This is a genomic window from Peptoniphilus olsenii, assembly GCF_040545475.1.
In the GTDB taxonomy this organism is placed as follows: Bacteria; Bacillota; Clostridia; order Tissierellales; family Peptoniphilaceae; genus Peptoniphilus_A; species Peptoniphilus_A olsenii.
Genome location: NZ_JBEPMA010000028.1, coordinates 1 through 3,015, shown reverse-complemented (window position 1 = coordinate 3,015; position 3,015 = coordinate 1). Strand labels below are relative to the sequence as shown.

General features: G+C 47.9%; 2 rRNA genes. Both read right to left on the bottom strand.

The annotated features are described in order from the left end of the window. Window positions 1-115 (bottom strand): 5S ribosomal RNA (rrf, locus tag ABID14_RS10015); the annotation flags it as partial. Between the two features lie 27 nt (window positions 116-142). Further along, window positions 143-2,989, bottom strand: a 23S ribosomal RNA gene (locus tag ABID14_RS10010). Between the last annotated feature and the right edge of the window lie 26 nt (window positions 2,990-3,015).

Sequence of the window (3,015 nt, the reverse complement as noted above, 5' to 3'; positions counted from 1 at the left end):
CTGGCAATAACCTACTCTCCCAGGCCGTCTCCAGCCAAGTACCATCAGCGGATTAATGCTTAACTTCTGTGTTCGGTATGGTTACAGGTGTTTCCATTATCCTATTCTCACCAGATTCTTAAAACTAATCTTTTATAACTTTTTGGTCAAGTCTTCGACCTATTAGTACTCGCTAGCTCAACACATTACTGTGCTTACACCTTGAGCCTATCAACCTCATTTTCTTCAAGGGGTCTTATCTTTCGAGGGAAATCTCATCTCGAGGGGGGCTTCGGGCTTAGATGCCTTCAGCTCTTATCCCTTCCGAACTTAGCTTCCCAGCTATGCACTTGGCAGTACAACTGGTGCACCAGAGGTTCGTCCATCCCGGTCCTCTCGTACTAAGGACAGATCCTCTCGAATTTCCTACGCCCACGACGGATAGGGACCGAACTGTCTCGCGACGTTCTGAACCCAGCTCGCGTGCCTCTTTAATGGGCGAACAGCCCAACCCTTGGGACCTACTACAGCCCCAGGATGAGACGAGCCGACATCGAGGTGCCAAACCTCCCCGTCGATGTGGACTCTTGGGGGAGATAAGCCTGTTATCCCCGGGGTAGCTTTTATCCGTTGAGCGATGGCCCTTCCACTCGGTACCACCGGATCACTAAGTCCTGCTTTCGCATCTGCTTGACTTGTTGGTCTCGCAGTTAAGCTCCCTTCTGCCTTTATACTCTTCGCACGATTTCCGTCCGTGCTGAGGGAACCTTTGAACGCCTCCGTTACTCTTTTGGAGGCGACCGCCCCAGTCAAACTGTCCAACTGTGAGTGTCCCTTATCCAGTTTCATGGACAACGGTTAGAAGTCTAGCATGAAAAGAGTGGTATCCCACAGGCGACTCCACATATACTGGCGTACATGCTTCTTTGTCTTCCACCTATTCTGTACATTTCATCCCAAAATTCAATCACAGCCTACAGTAAAGCTCCACGGGGTCTTTCCGTCCTGTCGTGGGTAAGCGGCATCTTTACCGCTACTTCAATTTCACCGGATCCTTTGTTGAGACAGTGCCCAAATCGTTACACCTTTCGTGCGGGTCGGAACTTACCCGACAAGGAATTTCGCTACCTTAGGACCGTTATAGTTACGGCCGCCGTTTACTGGGGCTTCAGTTCTAAGCTTCGCTTGCGCTAACTCTTTCCCTTAACCTTCCAGCACCGGGCAGGTGTCAGCTCCTATACTTCGTCTTTCGACTTGGCAGAAACTTGTGTTTTTGGTAAACAGTCGCTTGGGCCTTTTCACTGCGGCCCCCTGTTACAGGGGCTCCCCTTCTCCCGAAGTTACGGGGTCATTTTGCCGAGTTCCTTAACAAAGGTTCTTCCGCTCGTCTTAGGATTCTCTCCTCACCTACCTGTGTCGGTTTACGGTACGGGCGATACTTTCTAGTAGTGGCTTTTCTTGGCAGTGTGAAGTCTTAGGCTTCTCTACTTGTTTTCGATCCGCATCACGCTTTGGAATTATGAAAAGCGGATTTGCCTACTTTCCTTCCTTCACGCTTGCACGCCTCACCAACTGGGCGCTCCTAATATCCTCCTGCGTCCCCACTTCCTTTAATGATTGTATCGGTACAGGAATTTCAACCTGTTGTCCATCGACTACGCTTTTCAGCCTCGCCTTAGGTCCCGACTTACCCTGAGTGGACGAGCCTTCCTCAGGAATCCTTGGGTTTTCGACGGGTGAGATTCTCACTCACCTCTCGCTACTCATGCCAGCATTCTCTCTTGTATATAGTCCACAATGGCTTACGCCTTTTGCTTCGTCCTTTATACATTGCTCCTCTACCAACGTTATTCGTTCCATAGCTTCGGTATATAGTTTAGCCCCGGTTATCTTCGGCGCAGAGTCACTTGACTAGTGAGCTATTACGCACTCTTTAAATGAGTGGCTGCTTCTGAGCCAACATCCTAGTTGTCTCAGTAACTCCACATCCTTTACCACTTAACTATAATTTTGGGACCTTAGCTGATGGTCTGGGCTCTTTCCCTTTCGACTATGAAGCTCATCCCACATAGTCTGACTCCCTAGTTTATGATTTGGTATTCGGAGTTTGATAGGTCTTGGTAACATATGCATGCCCCTTGACCAATCAGTGCTCTACCCCCTTTTCATTTTAACTAGAGGCTAGCCCTAAAGCTATTTCGAGGAGAACCAGCTATCTCCGTGTTCGTTTGGCTTTTCACCCCTATCCACAGGTCATCCGATAGCTTTTAAACGCTACCCGGTTCGAGCCTCCATTGAATTTTACTTCAACTTCACTCTGCCCATGGATAGATCACACGGTTTCGGGTCTATGACCACAAACTTTCGCCCTGTTAAGACTCGCTTTCGCTTCGGCTCCATACTTTAGGTATTTAACCTTGCTTATGATCATAACTCGCTGGCCCGTTCTACAAAAAGTACACGATCGTGATTTTTACCACTTTCGCTGCTTGTAAACACTAGGTTTCAGATTCTATTTCACTCCCCTCCCGGGGTTCTTTTCACCTTTCCCTCACGGTACTTGTTCGCTATCGGTCACCAAGTAGTATTTAGCCTTAGGGGGTGGTCCCCCTATCTTCCCACAGGATTTCTCGTGTCCCATGGTACTCTTTTGTGCTTGATATTTTCTCTTTCGTCTACGAGACTCTTACTCTCTTTGGTTATACTTCCCAGTATATTCGACTAGATATTTTCTCTTTATGCACGGTTGGGCTCCTCCCCGTTCGCTCGCCGCTACTTAGGGAATCGAGTTTTCTTTCTTTTCCTCAGGTTACTTAGATGTTTCAGTTCACCTGGTTAGCTTCCTATAGTTATGGATTGGCTATAGGATAATACTTACGTATTGGGTTTCCCCATTCGGACATCTACGGGTAAGTTTATTTGCAACTGACCGCAGCTTTTCGCAGCTTATCACGTCCTTCTTCGCCTCTTGGTGCCTAGGCATTCACCTAGTGCTCTTTTTAACTTGACCTTTGTTAATAAACATTTCTGTTTATT